Raw genomic sequence first — 20,322 nt, 5'->3', positions numbered from 1 at the left:
CGCGAACGGGACGATCAGCCTGCCGTTCGAATCGATCGTCTGTTCCGGCAGCGCGGTGGCTTTCGCCGCGGCCGGCGCCATCGAGCCAGCCGTGTCCGTGCTGCTGCCGAAGAGCGTTGCCGGCGGGGCTTCCCAGATCGTGATGGCGACAATGTCGCCACGCCCCAGCACGTCCGTGCGTGATGGTGCGGGCGTGAAGCGGTCGGCGAACGTGCGGCGCGTGTCGAGCGTGCGCATCCGGCCCACGACGTCCGGCGTCAGGTCGACCACCTCGATACGCGCGGGGGACTGCTGCTGCGCGATGATGTCGCGTGTTGCCGGGCCGTCGGTGGGCGCGAGTGCGCACGCGCCGCACACAAACGACAAGGCCAGTACGCTTGCGCGAAACACAGGTCTGGTACGCATATCACTGTTTCGGCCGTACCTCGGCGCGCCGGGCCACGGTCGCGTCGGCGGTCTCGCTCACGACTTGAGACGCCCCTTTGGACAGTTGCGCCGCGCCGACTCCCGCCTTCACCAGTGCGGCCATGACAGCCTCTGCACGACGGTCGGCAAGACGCTCGTTCAATGCCTGCTCGCCGGTGTTGTCCGCGAAGCCGGATACCTCGAACGTGGCATCCGCATGATCTTTCGCGTACGCGATCCATTCGGAAGCGGTCTGCGCAAAATCGGCGGGCAACGCTGCACTGGCGTAACCAAAGCGCACTTCGAGCAATGGCGCCACCGGAGCCGGCCCCGGCTTCAAGGTTGCCGCGGGGCTCGACGCAGGTTCGGAGGCAGCGTCGGGTGCGGAGGCGGCAGACGCCGCAGGAGTAGACGAAGCCGGTTCAGGCGACGATGCCGGTGCGGAGGACGATGCCGGCCCCACCAACACCACAGGTGCCGTCGTGGCCGCTGTCTTGTCTGCGCCCGGAATACGATTCGTGCAATAGGCCAGGGCCAGCAATGCCGCGAGTATGAGCAACAGCAGAATCGCCCACAGCACGCGATGCCGGGGCCGGTCCTCGTCTTTAGCTCCCGAAGGCATGGCTGTCCCGGGGCGAGCCACTGCCGCCTTCGGCTCCAGGGTCGAGTCGAGCCAGGCCACGGCAGACGGAATGCCCAGCGCTAGCAGGAACCGGTCCAGCAACCTGGGGTGAATCGCCTGCCGCTGTGCATGCAGAAGGCTGACAAGGGACGCGCGACTCGCACCGTCGGGGCCCGTCACCCAGGCATGTCGAAGCACGGCGAAGGCAAACGGCGCCACCATCGCAAGCAACGCGTGGCCGCTTTCCAGCCGCAGGTGGCCCATGCTCGCCGCGGCGTGGTCCATGGCGGGGACACGGTCGCCGAACAGCTCGGCGAGCAATGCCGAACCGGCCTTCATGTTGGATTCCGTCACCGCGCCGCCCGAAAAGAAATTGTCCAGATTCGTGCGCACCAGCGACCGGTCGAGCCGCGGCGAATCGAGCACAGCCGTGAGCGCATCGGCGCCCGAGGGAGTCGCCAGACCCCGGTGGATGATCGCCGCAAGAAGATTCGGCAAAAGCGAATCCACTGCATCCTTCACATCGCTCCTCGCCTCTCCGAGAAACGGAGGAGCCTGCTCGCTGACCGGCGTCGCAACCAGGTTATGCAACGTCCGAAGAATGTCGGGATACGTCATACACAGTTTCTCCTTGCGGTTTAAAAACTTCTCTTTTTCTTTATTGCTCTTTCATTTAAATAAAAATTCAAAACGAATGAATTGATTGAAAGCGCAGAACACTCGAAAAATCAATTTATTTAACAGACAATACCCGGCCGCCACACGCGTGAAATCTGCGTATGGACGAACGAAGCGCGGCCGATGGAGCCAGCCACAACATTGATTTCAACGGGATAAGTCGCCGGATCGTGCCGCGAGACGGCACATGACGATTTCGAGGTAGATTCCCTGCTCCGCTATGCTGCGGATCATAATGGGCATCACGAGACGCTGTGATGTGTGGCTCAAGTATAGAGAGTCTTTACAACGGAATGCAACAAAAAAACAACCGCGCGGCACATTCGGACATTGCATTACGCACGAGCGTAGGTGGGATTCCGGTCAATACCTTTTCGAGGGTGCCGCAACCTCTGAAATTTGCCCCCCCTGCGAATGAGGTAGGTCGGAAAAAGTAGAGGCCAACGTTTCGTACAATCGTGAAACGGAGGTATGGCTGAATCGAAGGCGGTCTACACAAGCGAATTTCGTGAGCAGGCAGTCAAGCTGGCGCTCTGTGAAGGTGTCGGTATTTGGGAGGCGGCACGGCGGCTGTCGGTTCCTCTCAAGACGTTGGCGAACTGGGTCCGTTCAGCGAGAGTGGGCAAGCTGCAGGAAGTCGGCAAGGAGCAGAAGCCGCAAACGGCACTTGAGGCCGAGCGTGCACGCGTGCAGCGGGAATTGGCGGAAGCGAAAATGGAGCGCGATCTGTTAAGAAGATTCGCGACGTGCTCCGCGAGAGAGTCGCGATGAGGTACGCGGCTCGAAGCCGAAATTCTCGCTGCCCATCAGCGCACGCGCGAAAGCTTTGGCCCCGAGCGCCTGCAGAAACACCTTGAGCGCCATGGAATTCATGTGGGCGTATGTCGGATAAAGCGGTTGCGCAGGAAACTGGGCCTGCGGTGCAGACAGAAGCGCAAGTTCAAGGCCACCACCAATTCAAGGCATGAGCCCGTCGCACCGAACCTGCTGCAACAGGACTTCGACGTCTCGGCGCCCGATCAGGCCTGGTGTGGCGATATCACATACATCGCGACCGACGAAGGATGGTTATATCTTGTACAGCGGCGAAATCGTTGGCTATGCGATGAGTGAACGCATGACGAAGGACCTGGTGATGCAGGCGCTGTTTCGCGCTGTTTCGCGCTGTTTCGCGCCGTCTCGAACCGACGTCCGAAGCCCGGCCTGATTCAGCATACCGATCGCGGCTCGCAATATTGTTCATCGGCTTACCAGAAAATCGTCAGGCAGTTCGACATGCGCGCGTCGATGAGCCGCCGCGGCAACTGCTACGATAACGCACCGATCGAATCGTTCTGGGGTTCGCTGAAGAGCGAGCTAATCTACCATCGGCGATTCGCTACACGCGAGCAGGCCAGACTCGCTATCAGCGAATACATCGAAATGTTTTACAACCGGCAGCGCACGCAGGCCCCGTCTGGACTACCTGTCGCCTGCCGCATTTACGCAGCGATTCTATCTGGATCGCGCCGCTGCTTAACGCGTTGGCCTCCACCGATTCCGACCGACCTCAAACCGGGGGTAGGTCAGAGCGAAAGGTCTCCAGGACTATCCAGAGCCGGACCGATAATCCTATCAGTCGCCGTATCGGTAGCGGCTGCGCATCGCGTCAAGCGGATTCCCCTCGGCAAGAGTGCCACCGAGGCTATGTATCACAGCGCTTGCGGCGTTGATTGCCGTCTGCACCGCACCTTCGATCCACCCGCCGGTGAACGAGCAGCAGCACCCGGCGAGGTAGATCCCGCTGTCCACGGTCGGATCAGCCGCCGTCTGGAACTGGTAGAACAGTGCCTGCGAGTGGACGTCTTCGCCTGGATGGTTCAGCTTGAAAGCGCCCAGCGCGTATGGGTCCAACAGCCAGTCGTGGCTAATTACGTTGCGCGCGTAGTCGTTGTCGAGCGGGCGCAGATGCGTGGCAAACGCGGGCGACACGGCACCGATCTCCGCGACGAGCCGCTTGCATCGCTCGATCTTGTCGGTTAGCGACAGGATCTTGTGCGAATCGTCTTCCCACGTGTAGCTGATCAGCACTACGCCGTGCGCGTAGGGATCGTCGGGTGCGTAGTCAAGGCAGTAGATGCCGCGCGTCAGCGTATCGGTCTGAATGTTGTGCGGTAGCCCATGCCTGAGCCAGAACTTGTCGCGAGTCAGGATGAATAGTTTTGACGAGCTCACCATGTGCGTCTCCTTGATTGCTCGCATCACTTCTGGCGCGAACAGGTTCGAGGTATCCGTGATGCCCATACGAACCTGCATCGCGCGCGTGGTTGTCGCGACAATGACGCGATCGAACGACTGCGCCGCCCCATCATCAAGCGCAAGCACAAACTTGCCATCTGCGCGCTTTGTCACGCCGTGCACGGCAGTGTGGACAATACAGTCGCGCACGCGGGCGTCGTCGGCGCCGTCGTCCAGCAGCCCTTGCGCGAGAGAGAAAATGCCAGCAGGAATCAGCCTGTGATCGACCTCAAGCTCATTGACGAGAATCCGCAGGATTTCGAGGAACGATGCATGGTAGACCGGCTGGAACCCGCCCGATCCAATGCCGAGCGTGCCGAACAGACGCAGATCTTTGCCTTTGCGCCAGCGCACGCCACCGGGTGGAGTCGCGCCTGTGAAGATCGTGACGATCGCCGAGTAAAACGACTCGTCACCGAACTGGTCGATGTACTGTTGCCACCCGCGCTGTGCGTCGTCATAGCGATGCGCACGCAAAAGTGCCGTGAGTTCCGCCGGTGCGGGCAACCGTACGCCGCCGTCGAGCTGTGCGCCGTCACGGATGAAGGAGCGCCAGCCGTGGTCGACACTATCGAATAGCGCGGGAGGGGCATCGCCGGCCATCCAGCGGTATGCACGCCCCTGGTAATGGATCTCGGTATCCACGACGCCCGGATTGGGAAACGCGAATGTACTGTCGATGCCGAACCGGTTGAGGTAGTGGTAGAGGGCGGCCTGCGAAGGCGGGAACCGCATCGCGCCCATTTCGGCAAGCAGGCGCGGATGATCTGGATTGATCGGCTGTGTCAGCAGCCGTCCGCCTATGCGCGCGGGGTTCGCTTCGAACACAAACACCTGGCGGGCGCCCGCGCGCAGCAGTTCCGACGCAGCGACCAGCCCGCTGATTCCCGCGCCGATGATCGCGATCCTCGCATCGCATGCGCATTCTGCCGGCAGCACACCGAGACGCTCGCCGGTGCGGGCGAGGAAGGCGCCGTAATCGTACAGCGTATCGATGTACGGCAGCGTGTCTGGCAGGAATCCTGGAACGTTCATGGTGATCGGAAGGAAGTAGTAAGCCCAGGGCACGGGTCGCGGCCTCGTACTGGCAGATGAATGCCGCAAAGCGGCCCATTGGCGTTAACGGGATCGACGCGTTTCACACAGATTCGGAGCACCTCGTCACGCACTGCAAAACGATTTGTGCACGTGACCGGATGAATGAAAGATGAAAAGCGTGATGGCCATACAGGACGGAAGCCCACACCGCGCTTGTTTCGGTGGCAGCTCGCCAGACGTGCTGACTCAACGCCAGACGTGCTGACTCAACGTAAAAAGGGAGGGCGATTCGGAGTGAAACTGACGATTCCGCTATGCTGCGGATGGGCGAGAGCTGTATCGCTCTTTCACTTTGGAAGTGAGCTAAGTATAGTGACTGCTGGCAGATGAACGCAACAGCGATCCACCCGGCTGGAAAGGCTCCATCGATGGAGCTGTGGTGGGTCGGTGGCTGCGACGAGTATTACAGAGGTATTTGAACTACCACGCGGTGCCCGATTGCGTATTCCAAGGCAATTCGAGTAGCCGTTCCGCGGTAAAGCGAGCGAGCATTCCCCGCTGAACCGAGGGGCAATTCCACGTCATTACGAGCGGGGCGGGCGTGACGACGCGGGGATGTTGTCTTTTACTCCTGGTCCTTTTTGCTGGTCAAACTGTCTCGGGTTTTGCGAAGCGATTCGCCGGCAAGCGCCATGCGATGTGCGTTATGGACCTGACCTTGGCCCACAAAACTGTCCCACTTGGAAGTGGAAAATTCCGGCATGACGTTGTCACCAAGACGAGGAGGTCATGCTGTGAAGAAGAGCGAGTTCACCGAGGAACAGATTACCTATGCGTTGAAGCAGACCGAACTGGGCACGCCGGTCGCGGAGGTATGTCGCAAGATGGGGATCAGCGATGCGACGTTCTACAATCGGCGGACGAAATATGGCGGGCTGTTGCCTTCGGAGCTGCGCCGGCTGAAGCAGCTTGAGGAAGAGAACGCGAAGCTCAAGCGGCTCGTGGCCGATCTGTCGCTGGACAAGGCCATGTTGCAGGATGTCTTTCAAAAAAGCTCTGAGGCCTTCCCGGCGCCGTGAACGGGTCACGGACTTGATGCAGCGTTTCGGCGCGAGCCAGCGGCAGACCTACGCGTTGTTGCAACTGTCCCGCACGGTCTACCGTTACGAGTCGGTCGCGCGGGATCAGAGCGCACTGGGAATGCGCATCAGGGAGATCACGCAAGTGCGGGTGCATTACGGTGCACCGCGCGTGTGACCGCAATTCGAGGTCCGTAAGCATGCAATACTCCGTGAACTGATACCGTGTTTGATACCGTTACGCGCCGTGACGGTACCAAAATGGATTGTCTGCAGAGAAAGATGCTATACCGTCGCTCATGCCGTCGGCGACGCGGGGCTGCCGACGGACGGCAGCGGACCAAGATAGTCGATAAACCCCTGTTTTCGTGGGGAAAATCAGGGGATCGACGGACCTCTGCAGAGGATCCTAAATTACTCCCACTCGATCATCAACAGGTCTCGCAAGCCCGCGTGGATAAAGGGATTAGCTGTGATCGACACGAGGCCTTACCGTCGCCTTTACCGTCAGAAGCCGCCACCTTTTACTGGCGGGGGAGATGGAGCGATTCGCGGGGCGACGACTCTGGCGACACCATCATCAATCACCTCATAAGAATACAAGAGACAGCGAGCCTTGTCCCCTCCCCGGTCTTCAATCCGTTCGCCGACGCTGGCTTTGACAGCTTCTCGATGGCGGCGGCCACTGCTCACAGGCTTGAGCAGTGTTGACATTTCAAGAGCGCGGTTCGTCTCAGTCTCGAAGTGCGCAATTTTCAGAGGGTACGCTCGATGTGCGTTACAAAATACGTACAATTAGCGGGACAGGGCGGAATGAAGGGAATAAAGTCCAAGGACGGCCGTTCGAGATTTGCTCTGAATCCTTTAGGCTTTGCGTGGCTGGTTGGAGCGGGGATCCAACCACGACGTCGTCTCTCGACGAGTAGCAGGCGCTTGGTCGCCAATAGGGGTGACTGTCGTTTAGGCCGCCGAGGCTGAATTTCAACCAAAATCCATGGCAATCAAAACGAGTTGGGTATTACCTCCGCACATCATAGGTGGCCTAGACCACGTCGGTACGCAAGGCCCGTGCATCCTGATCTACTCCCAGTTGCTCCCTGGCATTACAAACGTCACTGACAGAGCCCGGTACTACAGTTTTTATCCATGGCTGATCCGGTCATACGCGGAGCGCGACACGCACCGCGAAAACTTCAACGCGTTCCTAGATGCTTACCGGAAAGCCGATTGCCTCTTTACGATGATCGCCGAGCGCCATGCGCAAGTCATGGGCGACGACGCAGCGCGCCACGGGCCTGCGATGGTCGGGCGAGACACGCTCAACGATGCAGTCAAGTTAGTCGGCGAAGGGCAGTCGGTTCGTCTCTCGACCTACGCGACCCGAGAGGATTCCAGCGAGCGTTATTTTGCCAACAGGCTTGGCGGCCTCGGTCAGTACTATGCGGGAACGTTGACGCAGCTCGACATCTTGGCCACAGTCGAAAAACCATGGCTGAGCTATACACACGAGCGTGGCGAGCCGATCGCGCAAGCGTTCGATATGGGTGTCGACGGTCGTGCCTTCTGGCGAGCCGTAGATGCAGACACCGTTTCAGCGCAGACGCTGGATGCGCTCCATGACTTCTGCCCGTGTTGCCTGCCCCAACGGCAAGGCGAACGCGATGCGTTGCTCGACATCCTCTTCGACCGGAAGTCCGAGTTCGAGGCAGAAGGCGTCCAGCGGCGCAAGAGCCTGGCGCTCTTGCTCTATTTGGCCGGAGCATTGCAGGCGGCAGAACTCCCAGCCCTTGACGAACCGACTTTCCGCGCAGCCGTCTACACAGAGACCCTTGCGGACGGCACGGCATGGCGGCCCCCCCCACCCTTGGCCCGCACCCGGTCGGCCTGGGCCTACTACGTCCGCAATGACCTGATGTCCATTGCGATGCAGAAGGCCTTCGCCATCTCGCTCGCCGCGTTGACAACGGAGCCGACACCGCCGAGCTCCATCGAAGAGTTCAGCCAGTCGCTAACGAGCCACCCCGAGCTCGCCAGGGCACTGAACCAACTGAAGGCAAAGACTTTCGGCGCGCTGTGCAGCTCACTGGAATCAGGGGCACCGGCGCTGGCCGACTTCATGGCCGACGGGCACGAGTTGGCGTGGGCTGCTGCCCGCGTCTCGAGAGAACGCCAACAATTGGACTTGGAGCCCGCCTTTCTGGCGTCAGTCGTGAACGTGCTCGCCCTTCTTCGCATGCGAGAAAACCAGGATGCCCCCGCCTATGGCCCACTGGCCATGGACCCGACGCAGCTTCAGGACTCCCCGATCAACCTGAGATCGTTTCGGGTGCGCTGCTTGAAATGGAACGACATGGCGCTTTCAGCAGTCGTTGCAGATCTGGTCGGCTGGGTCCTAGAAACTCATCTGCACGTCGCACTGCGCAAGCTGCGACAAAGTTCGACCGCTACCTTCCGAATCCATCCCTCCGAGCGGGGAATCGAGGCACGCGGTGACGTGCCCGTCCCCGCCAAGACCAATCCCCGCATCCGACAAGCGATCAAAATCCTGTGGGATGTCGGCGCCCTGGCCCGCGAGCCCGATGGCAGCGGGGACCTGCGTGTCACAGCGCTTGGCGACCAACTCTTCGAGAGTGCCCATGGGTGACACCAACGATGACATCTCGCTGCTGGCGGCCCTTAAAGGCGCGAAATTCGAAGCCTCTTTGGTGACGACCTTCAATGCGACGCTTCCATTCTACGAAGAGGTCGTGCTTCGGCGTCTGCAGGCGGCCGAGTCACGGCACAACGTGGTGCTGATGGATGCTGTCCAGTGCGCGCGCTCGTGGGCAACGCCATCCTTGAGGCCGCGCCTGGCTGGCTCGGCGTACGCGCTCATTCCCATGGCCGCGCCCGGCGCCTTCCACCCAAAGATCTGCCTGCTTGCCAGCAAGAAACGCTGCATCGTGTTCATTGGCAGCCACAACCTTACGCTGTCCGGCTTCGGCTTTAACCGGGAGGTAACGACGTACATCGACGTGCGCCCTGATAGCGACCCCGCCCACAAGCTGCTGCTAGGCCATGTCTGGAGCCTGCTCCAAGAATGGCTTCGGACTCAAGAGGAGGTGCTGGCCCCGTCCGTACTGGAGGCCGCGCATAGGATCGGCGAACTTATCCCGAAGGCAGATGCCGCACAGTCGAAGCATTCCGACATCCGGCTGCTCGGACAATCCAGCAGCGGACCGTCGTTGCTCGAACAGCTTGACCTGGCGATCCCGGTGGCTCCCAGGCGCGTGGTGGTCACCGGGGCTTTCTTCGATACCCAACACGCCTTCCTGAAAGCGCTGGAGGGCCGCTGGCCCGGCGCCTCGATCAAGGTGATCATCGACCCCAAGACCGTAAAGCTCGGCGGCAGTCCGAAAGGGCTTCGTTCACAATTCGTTAATGCGCGAAAGCTCTGGGAGAAGAATACAGACCGCTATCTTCACGCTAAGGCGCTCCTTCTCGACTTCGGTGACTCGCATATGCTCGTTGCAGGCAGCGCAAACCCGAGCCGGCCTGCGTGGCTTGGAGGCACGCGCGCCAACTTCGAGGCCATGCTCGTTCGGCCGAAGCTTGAAGTGGCAAGCTCACGCTTCGCCAGCGATCTTGCGCAGGGCTTTACGGCGCGCGCAATGGATGACGCCGACCTGCGCTCAATACCGATCACACATCAGGATGATGAGAACGACGCCGACGCACCAAGCGTTCCAGTCCGGATCGTCGCGCTTGCTACGGGGACTTCGGCAGTCTTGATCCCGGCGTCGGACTCTGCAGGATTCGCGGAGTTCGTCATGCACCTTCAGGACGGTTCCCACACCGCACCTGTGGACCTTGGACGTGCTGAAAATGGGAGCGCAATCGCAGAGCTGGGCGAGCGGGCGCATGAAGTGCGGTGGCTGGAGCTGAGTGGCCGCAGTGGCAAGCTCCTTCGCGTGATCGTCCACCACGATGCGGCTCTGGGCCGTGGCGCAGTACGCTCGCATAGAGCCGCACTTCAGGACGCCTTGGCCGGCTTGGACTTCAGCGGTGCGAACATCGAATTGCTTATTCAGCAAATCGAGAAGGCGATCTTCGACGACCCGGAACAAGTAGTGTCACCACTTCCTGGCGCCGCACGCCCTAGTGCCGGGGAACAAGCCGCCACTGCTTCGGCACGTCCGGCATCGCTCGCCGTCCACGTCGGCGAAGGTGTCAGTGCCAAAAAGAGAAAGAAGAAGCGCCTTCTGCAAGCCGGGAGCCTGATCGACGTGCTCGATGCTCTCCTCTACCGCCTGGGTCAGGGTCTGCCACGATCGGCTTCGTCTGGCACCGACACACCGCAGCTCTCGGAAGAGGAGCTTGTGGGAACTGAACATGAGGGCGCCAGCCAAGAGCCTCCCGCAGCGTTGACCCAACAGGCGGTCAACGCCGTCAGAAGGCGGCTCAAACAAGTCGTCCGTCGCATGATCAAGCAACTCAAGGCAGCGCAAGGCGAGACCAGACCTGAGGTGCGCGCGGCCAAGGCGCGAACCGGGGTGGTCCAACTTGTCGCGGTGCTTTCCCTTGTGAGGGAGTTCAGGCGACTTCGCCACCAGCCCCAGTGGCGCCGCATGGGAGGGTTCATCGATTCGGAAACCCGTCAGGATCTCCTGTCGCAGTCGATGGTCATCCTTTTCGGGCGCGCACGGGGTATCGCGCGCGATGTCTGCGTCCATGACGTCGAGATCGACGAAGTCGTGGAACTCGGTCAAGTGCGGGCACTGCTGGCGTGGCTGGCCTGGGACATTGGTCACAGCCTTCTGAAGCGCATTGAGCCCATGGCGCCGCAAGCTACAAAGGACAATTTGGTTTTGGCCTACGCATATCTTTATGACCTGTTCCCGGCCATCGCCGTCGATGACGAGGACACAGCGCGGCTCGCCTCCAGCGTGCGAATGACAAGCACGCCGACTGCTGACGAAAGCGCCCATGGCGAAACTTGGCTCGCGCATCACATCGCAACCGGTCTAGAAGTCGCCACAGCCCCCGCCATGGCCTACCTCGACCGAGAAGGGATCAAGCCCGGCGACCTAATACATGTTCCCCATTCCAGCCCGCCCCGGTTCAGCGTCGTCGTTGATGTAACCGCACAGGATATCTGCCTGAGCGAACTGGACGTAGAGCGCAGGTTTATGCGATTTGCCTGGCGCACAGAGAGCCGCGCTCGTGGGGCGCCAGCCAACTGATCAACAGGTGACGATCATCTATGGCCCAGAGATCACTCTGAAACAGGGGATGATGAAAGCGGGACAGCTTGTCTCCGCACACACAGCCTATCGCTACTTGGCTCAAGCGCCTCCCCTAACCTTCGTACCGCAGCTTTGCCCCCCGTCGGAAGGCTGCCGGCGTCAAATACGGGGCCGTCAAGCATCCTCGGCCAGGTGATTTTCAATTTCTTCCACAAACGGCGAGGAACGCCCCGCCGTGTACACCAAGTGAACCTCAGACTTGGCCCGGGTAAAGCCTACGTAAAACACTCGACGCGCCTCGACGACCTGCTGCGGACCAACACCGTTGCGTGGTAGCCGCCCGCGGTCGATACCGAACAAGAACACCACATCGAACTCCCTGCCTTTTGCGCTGTGAAGCGTCGACAGTGTTAGCCGGTCCAAATGCTCACCGTCGCCAGCCAGCTCGCCCAGAACCATATCTGCATGATCTCCCGTCGGGGCGATCCGATCAGCGAAGACAGCCAATGTGTCCATCTCATCCCTCAACGCAGGACATTCGGAGGCGAATGGCTCGATCACGTCCATCGACAGTCTTGCAAGCCAACCATGTAGATTCATGCTCGCATCCCGGCTATCCCACAGCGTGGCAATCAATCGACCATGAAAGTCCATCGCCTGGCTATCGCTATGTATGGCCTCCGCGAACAGTCGCCGCCCCTCCTGCGCCAGGCGAGCAAAACGCGGCTTCCCCGTTCGCCATCCACCACAACACCATTGACCGCACAGTTCCAACCACTGCATGACGCGACTGGAGCGTGAGTAGAGGGCGTTGCCGTCTGTGCGCACGATTGGTATTCCGGCAGCTTGCGCCGCTTCGGCTACGGCGTCGCCGATCCACGCGGCCGGATAAAGCACTGCAACGTTGCGGTAACTAAGTTGCGGGTGACGCCTGAGCGCCTGCGGCAGCAACTCGCCGACAAGCCGGGCTGCTTGCTGCTCATAGGTGCCGCCTGCCGGCTGAATGTAAACCGTTCCCTGCGCCGCAGCATCAGCCGCCTCGTAGTCACGCTCTTCACCCAGGGCCACGCGCGACGCCACGACGATACGGTTTCCGCTGCGGTAGTTCAGCCGCAGGCGCACAGTCTCCACGTCCTCGCGCTCTGACAGTCGACGGAGCAAATCAGGGCGAGCGCCAGTGAATCCATAGATCGACTGATCAACGTCGCCCACCGCAAAGAGCCGCATACCGGCTCGAAAACACAACCCCATCACCATGCGATGAAGCGCGATACCAAGGTCCTGGTACTCATCGACGACGAGCACGGGGTATTTGGCGAGCAGCGCCCGCTGCAACCACGGGTTGTCACGCAGCGCTCGCACCGCCAGCAAGGGCATGTCATCGAAGTCGATCAGGCCGCGGCGACGTAGCTGTGCTTCGTAGGTCTCCACAAGGCGCGCAAGCTCCGGATCGGTATCACGCCATTCTTGACTGTCGCGATTCAAGATTGATCGGCGATAGTTGCCAAGCCGGAATTCCCAGTCTTGAGGATTGCCGGGCGCTTCTATCGCACGGTTCACCGCTTCGACCAGCGCCGCCTGTCGCTCAGCTCGGGGCCACACCGAAACCCTCAGGCAGACCCAATCGGGCAACCTTGGCATAGGGTAAGAGGATCTGCGTAAGCGAGAAGGAATGCACGGTCCCGACAAACACACGTCCGCCTGGCGCAACCCCCAGTGAAGCCAGCCGATCTTCTAGCTCGCGCGCGCATTCATTGTTATATGTGATGCAGGCGATGCCGCGTGGTTCTGGCACGTCCTCCGCGAGCATACGCGCCAACTTCGTCACGAGCGTCTTGGTTTTCCCACTCCCGGGCCCCGCCAGCACGACGCAATGGCCACGGGACTCGTATGCCGCCCATTGCCCCGGGTTACGCTGGAGTTGCGCAGCCGCCCGCAGGTAGGCCGCGCGATCAGACACGGTCGACCACGTAGGTAATTGCGCGCGCAATGTAGGGGGGTGGTGCGATACCCTCTATGCGAGACGCCAAACGCTGTGCAAATCGTCCTTTTCCGACGGCCTCGATCAGCTTCAGGTAGTTCTCTCGATCCAAGGTCTTGGGGTCGTCTTCCCATTGGCTCACCCAGGCCTGCCGCTCCTCGCTTAGACTTTGCTCTCGGAGTGTTTCGATAATCGCCTCAGTGAAATCCTCGTCGCGAAACACATCGACTTCCAATGTATCGACGTTGGTGAAGACCCCATACATCTCACATCGGTCAGAGAAATCGTTGTAACTCTCGATCATCTTGAGTTCCCCGATGAGCTCGTCTTGGTCCTCGCTTGTTCGCGCCTCTTCAACCGTCTTCACGAGCCGCCACGAGCGGTTGTAACCGAGAGGTCTCCGGTTTTCCTGCGGATCCCAATCTGTCACGACCGAAAACGGTATGCCCAGCGCCGCAAGGAACTTCGCATACGGCGTGAAGTTCGTGCCCGCCACCGAACATACCGTGATGCCGAGATGATCGAAGTCGTGCCCCATCGAGGCGGCAAACACTGGCAGCAGGAATTTCTCTGCATCCCCTTCGACCAGGACGATCCCCCGAGCGAACAGCATCTCGGCGCGCGTCACGTCCAGGTACCGCGCCAAGTCGTCCTCCTCGTCATCGGTGAGGTCGATCGACGCGGCCGAGGCCGCAACGGTGCCCTCGTTAGGCGTGTCGCGCAGCAGCACCAGGGAGCGCAGAGGCGCGACACTCGCAATGTGCGGCGAGTGGGTTGTCAGGAGTAGCGAGAGAGGTTCGTTCGCCTCCTCGCCTGCGAGGCCTTCGAATAGATGGCGATACACAGAGCGTTGCAGATGGGGGTGCAAGTGGGCCTCTGGCTCCTCGATCGCCAGCAACGTGTGGTCGCGCCAGTTCTGGCTCATCAGCTGGCGAAGCTCCAGGGCCTTCAAGGTCAGGAAGGCTACATTGGCCGAGCCGAGACTGGCCTCGCTAATCGTGCGCAGGCCGCCATCGATCAGTAGCCGAAGATTGCGGAACAGGCGTGTCACGTCGGTCGTGCCGAACCCCAGGCCGGGTTCGATATCCTGCTTGGGACCGCTCATCGACGCAAACAGTTGCTGTAGGGCCTGCTCCAGGCTCTGCACCGAAGGGAAGTCCGCCAGTCGTCCCGTCGCTGCTTGGACGGCATCGCGAACGCCTTCAAGGTCTTCGCCAGACACGCCTGCAAAAGCCCGTTCGAGCAAGGGCCGCAAAGGCGAACGGCGCCACGTCGCTAGATCGCCTTCAGCATCGCGCAGCGCCGGCAGGAGGTCCATAGCAATGCGCCGGCGCACTTCATGCCCAAACCGTTTCGTTTCGACCTCACCGCCGAAGCAGATGAATTCGTAGTCGTCGTCGCATTCCGGCGCCCCCTCTAACCCAGGAATCGGCCGAAACTTGTAGGTAAGCCGTACCGTGTGCGGATCGTCGTCAAGTCGAAAGTCCGTGAGCTGGGCGAGAATATCCAGGTCGTCCTCAAACTCCTGCAATTCTACGGAGACAGTGATTTCTTCATCTTCGAGTGGCTCTCCCAACCCATCCCAGAAATCGCCCTGCCCAAGCTGTCGACCGCTGTCGGGCAAGCTTGGATCGAAAACTAGTCGCAAGGCATGAAGCAGGTTGCTCTTACCAACGCGGTTCTCGCCGACTATGACGATGTTTCCATCTACGACGATGTCCACCTCGCGAAAGTTGCGAAAATTGCTAACGTAAATTCTTGTGAGTTTCATGCCCCATCTCTTCTTGAATTTTGTCTATCGAAGCCGGCACGGCGTGGCAATGAGATGTTCCCCTCCGCATTTGCCGCTACACACGAATAGGCAGGGCGACCTTCGGCTGAATGGGCACCAACATCTTGGCGTAAGCGCGCAAAATGTCGTTGTACAGATCCGCGTGCTTGGGCGCCTCGACGGTGATAATTAGCGCGTAGCGAATCTTCTCCGCACTCGCCGTCGGCGCACCGGCCTCGCGTGCGTTGTAGTGGATGTCGAACACGGGGTTATCCAGGCTAGTGCCACGCATGGACTTGTTACCGTGCAGGACCGTCTCCCACTTTCCCATGTCGGAACGACGCTCCTCTTCCGTAGCGTACTTCTTCATATCGAAGAAGCCCTTCGTGTCCGCGTTGCTCTTGCCTTCCTTGACTTTCTTGTCGCTGGGCCGGAACACGATTTCCAAGCCGGCCCGCGTGTAGGCAACGGCATCCTGCGGGTCTGTCGGCGACGCATAGCAGAAGGTCGCCTTCAGGCGGATGTTGCCCTGCAAACCACCGGCAGGCAGAGGAAGTGACGCACGCAGATATTTTCCCGGCTTCAGCTCGCCCTGATAGACCACCCGCGCCACGCCGGTTGGGCATGTAATGACATCCATCAAATCTTCCGGAACCTTTCCCCAACCGACTTCGAGCTTGTCGTGCGTGGATGAATCCGCAGCGTGAACAAGCAAGGCCTTGATGGCCAGCGGAGTCAAATCTGCACCGAGGATCGCTCGAACACCGACAGCATTGCGCAATAGATACGGTGACGCAAAGCTGGTGCCCAACTGCGGCACCAGTGTCGGCTTCGCACCAGGTGCCAGCACATGGAAATACTGGGAGTTGGCGGCATCCCCACCGAAGGCCATGAGGTCCGGCTTTACCACGCCGGGGCTGCGCCCCGGTCCGATGGCACTGTAGGCGGCACGCGACCATGACGCGTCCGTGTTGTCGGCAGCGCCGACAGATAGCGCATTGACGCAATCGGAAGGCACCTGCACACGGGCATTTCCTACCGACCGATCCATTTGACCATTGTTGCCAACAGCCACGGTCATCAACGTCTCGCCATCGCTGAGCAGGTCGTCGATCACGGAAGTCCAGGCATGCACGTCCGTGTCGTCGATTGGGAGGTCCGGCCCAAGACTCAAATTGATGAAGTGATACTGCCGCGACAGCAGCACTTCCTCGACCAGCCCCAGCGTGCGATACAGCTCCAATGGGTCTTCCGAATCAGTCTCGCGATCCAGAACACGCAGGTGGTCGACGTAAGAGTAAGGGCGCGCAGCGATGCTGTTGGGAGTAATTGGGCCAAACAGGAATGCTGATGTCACGCCAAGGCCATGCTCCAGGCCGCCCGGATCGTCGGCCGCCATTTCATCGAGAACGCGGTAGGTATGCAACCATGGTGCGATGCCGTGCTGCTCAGGCAGACCGCCATCGAGGATCGCCACCTTAGGTTCGGACGATAGCGGCTGTTCCGTCGGCAGACTGCATGGCACTGTCACACCCGCCGAGCGCTGTACGGGACGCATGCCACGCAGCTTCGGCATGGAACGAATCACCCGCACTAAAGAGAATTCAGCAAGACGCACGACGTTGTCATGCGTGCCCTCGGCCGGGAGGAACCACAGATTGCCAGCGCTAAACGCCAAGTCGGCATGGATCTTCACGCCGACATCGGCCGCGTACTTGGCAAATGCTCTCTGCACGAACTGATCGTTGTCGCCAGGAAGCAGATGGATGCCCACCTCGAAGAAGCGATCTTTCTCCTCGCCGAGCGAAACAATACGATCCTTCGGCTCGAACGCGGAAATCCGCTCGATATGCGACAGATCCTTCGCCTCGTTCGATCCCTCCTCCAGTTGCCCTGCCCAGTCCTTCAGCTGACGGAAGGCCTGGCGCTTGCCCACCACGAATAGCTCTGTGGTGGTCGACTCCCGCGGCGGACCCTTCTTCGACCAGCCCTCCGGCGTCAGTTTGACCGCCCTACTGCCGACCGATTCAAGACCTACGCTGCGCAGCATGGCCACCGGGAAGAAGGAGCGCGCGATGTAACTAGGATTGAGTGCGAGGCGTGCCACGCCCAAATCCCCCGGACAGGCGTTGTCGGGCAAGTTGTCGAGACTTGCCGCAACGTCGACGAACTGCGGTGTCAGTCGACTCCTCGCCTGCTGCAGCGTGTAGACCTCGGCCTTGTCCATGCCGCGCTTCGGCCCCTTGATTTCATGGGTCAGCAACTCGCCGCGCCCGATCAGGAAATTGGTCTGGTTCACGCCTCACGCCTCCGCTTTTTGGGCGCGACGGTCGATCCGTCGCTTGTGTACTTGCGAATGGTGTCTCGACTCACGCCAGTGATATCCGAGATGCTGTGCTGAGACAGGCGCGTCTGTTTTGCCAGCAGCACCGCCATATCAATGCGCCCCTGGCGATCCAGCGACAGGGCGCGCGCCTTGATGAACTCTTCGATCAAGTCAGCATCTGGTGTCGTCCCCAACGCCACGGCACGTCGGAAACGCTGTATCTCACGCTCGATGTCGCTGAAAGACTGGCCGCGAAACGCGAAGGCCAGAATCTCGATCCAACGCCCAAACAGGGCGAAGTCCGGCCCCAGGAAGCGTTTGATTGCCTCTTTGACTGCTGCTGCCTCTGGCACCTTGAATTCGACCACGAGGTCGAATCGACGCCATAGCGCTGGATCGATCAGTTCCGGATGATTGGTTGCTGCCAGTAGCATCCCCGTCGCCGGCCACTCATCAACCTCCTGCAGTATCACGGTCACCAGCCGCTTGAGTTCGCCGACGTCAGTGTCGTCGCTACGACGTTTGGCGATCGCATCGATCTCATCCAGCAATAAGACACAGGGGACACGTTTGGCAAAATCCAGCGCTGCGCGCAGATTGCTGCCACTACGTCCCAGCAAGCTACTCATCACAGCAGTCAGATCGAGTACGTACAACGGCACGCCAAGTTGAGCTGCCAACCAACGCGCTGTTAGCGTTTTGCCGACACCTGGCTGACCAACAAAGATAGCAGAGCGCGTCGGCGTCAAGCCCAGTGCGGTGAGACGGGCTGTTTGCTTGCGCTCCTGAATTAGCTGACCAAGGGACTCTTCTAGACTGGCAGACAGCAGTGGCGCTTCGCGATCCGGAGAGTCCTTGAAGACCTTAAGCAGCGACAAACGCGATTCATCATCCACCGGCAGCACCTGTTCGGTGAATGACGGCGCGGCCGCCTTGCGCAATGGCGCCCCTGCTCGATGCGGCTTGGCGCGAAGGAATAAATCCACCTGCTCAGCCAACTCTGGCTCAGTGCCCCGATACTTTCTGACCAGCCTCGCAGCGAACAGACGAACATCCTCCGTCTGCTCAGCCAGTGCCAATCGCACAACCTGGGCTAAATCAGCCTTCAAACCACTCAATTCGCCCATAACACTTGCAACCCATTGATTTTAAATACATTTAACTGAACAACAAACGGACTAGGCGTATTGTCTCACACTTTTCAGCGGGCTGTGAAGGAGATCGGAAATGGGCACATCGCGCCGATCTACCTCCTACAGGAGGCAGGCGCCGACGGTGTGGAGGTGGCACAGTCCACCGCATCAGGCCCAGGGGCGCAGTCAGCGGCGACTTATCGGAAGCGCGACAGATAGCCGTCAGCCGTCTTTGGCGATGGGCTTCGCGGCCGGGAATTTGTTAGTCCGCCGAAACCCTCGATCCCCAGCCATAAAGGCCTCCAACATGTGCGGAATCAACGTCGTGGCATCGAAAACCTCGCCATATGCTTGCGCGTGCAACGCGGCGTAGCGGTCAAGGTCAGCTTTTAGGCTGGACGGGCACGCGAAAGTCAGCTTGATGCTTTCGGTCTTTGGCAGCGGCCCCAGCCGCAGCTTGCGCGTCGTGCTCATCGTGAAGTCCCTCGGTTGAAGAACAGCGGTTGGTACGGTCGCAGCACCAGATCGCGGTTGACGATGATGCTGACCGGCAAGCCCGACCGTTCGGTCAAGGTCGGCTGAATGTTGAGGTTGCGGCGCGTGAATTCCTGGCCGACCTGATTGGCCGTGTCCTGAGCGCTATCCCGGAACGCGATCACGGTATTGCCGTTGGCATTGCCCTGGTTCGAGACGGCCAGCTCGGAACCCGCGCCCAATAGGGTGGACAGCGCGGCACCCGCCAGAATGCGTCCCCAATGCCAATCGACGCCATCCTCCAGACCGGCATAGCCAGCCGGATCGGCACCGGCCAGGTTGTCCAGTGTGAGCGAAGACGTGTCCGGCAGGATGATGCGGTTCCACACGATCTGCACACGGCTCTGCCCGTAGGCGACCTGGCTGTTGTATTTGCCGAGGATGCGCGAACCCTGCGGAATCAGCAGATAACGGCCGGTCGCCGTGTCGTACACCGGCGCCGTCACGGTGCCGATCACGTCGCCCGGCAGATCGGACTTGATACCCGTCACCAGCGCCGCCGAGATCACGGTGCCGGCCATCACCTGATACGGCGAGGCCGGCGTTTGCAGACTGCCGGAATTACGGGTTTGCGTGGTTTCGGCTTTCTGGAACGCCTCTTTCTGGTCTTGCCGGTTCTGCACGGCGGTCGGATCGGCCGGCTGCGCCGCCGTCGAGGCCGGGCCTGCGGCCTGCGGGTCGAAGCCCGCCAGACCGGATGCGGGCGCAGCCGTCGCGGTCTGCGTGGGCGCAGCGGTCGCGGCAGCGGCGCGCTGCGTGTTGCTGGAACGGAAAAATACCGACGAACCCGCTGCCGCTTCGGCCTCCTTGCGTAGCGCGTCGCGCTCGGCCGCCGCCGCGTCCTGACCGGGTGGCGCGTAGTTCGCCACCGCCGGCTGCTGCGACTGGACGATAGCCGGGCCGAGATCGCCCGGCAGCGGCGGCCCTAGCTCTGGCACTTTTGCCGACAGCGGTGTTGGCTGCGGCGGCAGCTTCGAGTAGTCGGCGGGAAGTTGGCCGAGTTCTTCGGACTTCGATACGCGATCGACGTTGTAAAGCTCGCTCGCATCGGTGTTGCCGCGCGAGTGCTTCGGCTGCAACGACCACATCGTTGCGCCGAGCACCGCAACGCCGAGGCCACCGGCCAGCAGCGCCAGCGTGCGGCGGTTGAGGCGCGTTACCGGGCGCGGCTGCGCCCGCAGCGCCACATTTTCCGGCGCGACCTTCGGCGCGGCATCGGGGATCGGTACGTCCGGGGTGTTGTCCTGGCTCAT

At 60.7% G+C, this 20,322-nt stretch carries 12 protein-coding genes and 3 pseudogenes; 5 read left to right on the top strand and 10 right to left on the bottom strand.

Translation table 11 applies throughout. From position 1 onward, the window contains the following. Positions 1-405, bottom strand: a pseudogene (locus tag PXJ20_RS12845) (polysaccharide export protein); the annotation flags it as partial. A gap of 1 nt (position 406) precedes the next feature. Beyond that, positions 407-1,645 (bottom strand): DUF937 domain-containing protein, encoded by a 1,239-nt coding sequence (locus PXJ20_RS12840; protein ID WP_421030884.1) that lies wholly within the window; start codon positions 1,643-1,645, stop codon positions 407-409. Positions 1,646-2,176: 531 nt separating this feature from the next. Between PXJ20_RS12840 and PXJ20_RS12835 the strand changes: the two are divergent. After that, positions 2,177-3,224: pseudogene (locus PXJ20_RS12835) on the top strand (IS3 family transposase). A 95-nt stretch (positions 3,225-3,319) separates the two neighbouring features. Here the strand turns inward: PXJ20_RS12835 and PXJ20_RS12830 are convergent. Beyond that, complete coding sequence (locus PXJ20_RS12830) at positions 3,320-5,017, bottom strand: FAD-dependent oxidoreductase (protein ID WP_421030883.1); 1,698 nt, start codon at positions 5,015-5,017, stop codon at positions 3,320-3,322. Between the two features lie 797 nt (positions 5,018-5,814). Between PXJ20_RS12830 and PXJ20_RS12825 the strand changes: the two are divergent. From PXJ20_RS12825 to PXJ20_RS12810, 4 genes and pseudogenes are all read left to right on the top strand, one after another. Beyond that, positions 5,815-6,095: pseudogene (locus PXJ20_RS12825) on the top strand (transposase); the annotation flags it as partial. A gap of 20 nt (positions 6,096-6,115) precedes the next feature. Then, a complete protein-coding gene (locus PXJ20_RS12820; protein ID WP_420873188.1) occupies positions 6,116-6,277 on the top strand; it encodes a hypothetical protein in 162 nt (53 codons plus the stop codon). Between the two features lie 816 nt (positions 6,278-7,093). After that, complete coding sequence (locus tag PXJ20_RS12815) at positions 7,094-8,743, top strand: hypothetical protein (protein ID WP_421030882.1); 1,650 nt, start codon at positions 7,094-7,096, stop codon at positions 8,741-8,743. Beyond that, the gene (locus tag PXJ20_RS12810; protein WP_421030881.1) at positions 8,736-11,321 is read left to right on the top strand and encodes a hypothetical protein; all 2,586 of its coding nucleotides are present in this window, start codon (positions 8,736-8,738) and stop codon (positions 11,319-11,321) included. The genes PXJ20_RS12815 and PXJ20_RS12810 overlap by 8 nt, the downstream gene beginning before the upstream one ends. A 177-nt stretch (positions 11,322-11,498) precedes the next feature. Here PXJ20_RS12810 and PXJ20_RS12805 read toward each other — a convergent pair whose 3' ends face one another. The 7 genes from PXJ20_RS12805 to PXJ20_RS12775 form a co-directional block, all read right to left on the bottom strand. Continuing rightward, positions 11,499-12,884 (bottom strand): UvrD-helicase domain-containing protein, encoded by a 1,386-nt coding sequence (locus tag PXJ20_RS12805; protein WP_421030880.1) that lies wholly within the window; start codon positions 12,882-12,884, stop codon positions 11,499-11,501. A gap of 25 nt (positions 12,885-12,909) precedes the next feature. After that, positions 12,910-13,191: a UvrD-helicase domain-containing protein gene (locus PXJ20_RS12800; protein WP_421031014.1), complete on the bottom strand. Its 282-nt coding sequence runs from the start codon at positions 13,189-13,191 to the stop codon at positions 12,910-12,912. Positions 13,192-13,276: 85 nt separating this feature from the next. Beyond that, positions 13,277-15,076 carry an ATP-dependent nuclease gene (locus PXJ20_RS12795; RefSeq protein ID WP_421030879.1) on the bottom strand — a complete coding sequence of 600 codons (1,800 nt, stop codon included), beginning with the start codon at positions 15,074-15,076 and terminating at the stop codon, positions 13,277-13,279. 76 nt (positions 15,077-15,152) lie between these two features. Further along, positions 15,153-17,375 (bottom strand): S8 family peptidase, encoded by a 2,223-nt coding sequence (locus PXJ20_RS12790; RefSeq protein ID WP_421030878.1) that lies wholly within the window; start codon positions 17,373-17,375, stop codon positions 15,153-15,155. After that, the gene (locus PXJ20_RS12785) at positions 17,372-18,529 is read right to left on the bottom strand and encodes an AAA family ATPase (protein ID WP_421030877.1); all 1,158 of its coding nucleotides are present in this window, start codon (positions 18,527-18,529) and stop codon (positions 17,372-17,374) included. The genes PXJ20_RS12790 and PXJ20_RS12785 overlap by 4 nt, the downstream gene beginning before the upstream one ends. Positions 18,530-18,757: 228 nt before the next feature. Beyond that, a complete protein-coding gene (locus PXJ20_RS12780) occupies positions 18,758-19,009 on the bottom strand; it encodes a DUF2274 domain-containing protein (protein WP_421030876.1) in 252 nt (83 codons plus the stop codon). Next, complete coding sequence (locus PXJ20_RS12775) at positions 19,006-20,322, bottom strand: TrbI/VirB10 family protein (RefSeq protein WP_421030875.1); 1,317 nt, start codon at positions 20,320-20,322, stop codon at positions 19,006-19,008. The genes PXJ20_RS12780 and PXJ20_RS12775 overlap by 4 nt, the downstream gene beginning before the upstream one ends.

Source organism: Paraburkholderia sp. A1RI_3L (assembly GCF_048957895.1).
In the GTDB taxonomy this organism is placed as follows: domain Bacteria; phylum Pseudomonadota; class Gammaproteobacteria; order Burkholderiales; family Burkholderiaceae; genus Paraburkholderia; species Paraburkholderia kururiensis.
The sequence above is the reverse complement of the archived record's forward strand: the minus strand, read 5'-3'. Positions and strand labels throughout refer to the sequence as shown.